Origin of the sequence: Moraxella sp. K127 (assembly GCF_015223095.1) — a bacterium.
GTDB lineage: Bacteria > Pseudomonadota > Gammaproteobacteria > Pseudomonadales > Moraxellaceae > Moraxella.
The window spans coordinates 1-738 of the sequence record NZ_JADFBZ010000109.1 but is presented as its reverse complement, the minus strand read 5'-3'; the positions used below and the strand labels follow the sequence as shown (position 1 = coordinate 738).

The 738-nt window shown below is 41.5% G+C and carries 1 protein-coding gene; it reads right to left on the bottom strand.

Translation table 11 applies throughout. The annotated features are described in order from the left end of the window. The coding region (locus IM753_RS12825) for a transposase (RefSeq protein ID WP_194109453.1) at positions 1–692 on the bottom strand (692 nt) is incomplete at its 3' end. Positions 693–738 lie beyond the last annotated feature (46 nt).

The window sequence follows — 738 nt, the reverse complement described above, 5'->3', positions numbered from 1 at the left end:
GCTGCTGCTTTTGCATTTTTAAAACGACTACCGTCACCTAAGTAGCAGATGAGTTTAACCGCACTGTCAAAGCCAATGGCAGGAATGCTAAGCAGTAATGAGGCATTTTGCTTTAAAGTGTCATCACTGGCAACGCACTGACGAATGCTTTGTTGTAAGGCTTTGATTTGCCCTTTGATGAAGTCTATCATCGCTTTGGTATAAGCAATACAATCTTCATCAATGAGCATGCTAAGACGTACCTTTTCTTGAGCAAGCTTGTCCTTTAAATGGTCAAGCTGACGGCTTTTACGAAGCAGTTGTCTTTGGGCAGGTAGCATGGGCTGATAACAGACAAGCTTATGTCCTTTTTCACAAGCATAGTCTGCTAAGAGCTTAGCATCAATCTTATCTGTCTTTGACCGTAGGTTATCGCTTTTGGCAAAGCTGGCACTGCACTTAGGATTGATGATACTGACCATGATGTTTTGTGCCACCAAACAATCCGCCAAAGCTTCATGATAAATGTTGGTGGCTTCCATAACAGCACAAAAGCGACCATCAAAGGCATTAAGCCAACAGATAAACTCATCAAAGCCTTGATGATGATTACAAAACACCTTGTGCTTGTATTTGCCATTGGGCAGTTTAACAGCAACATCAAACTTATGTTTGGCAACATCAATACCAATGTAGTATAATGGATCATCCATATAAACCTCCAACCTTGTGAATACAGGCTACAACAACGTGCCTAAG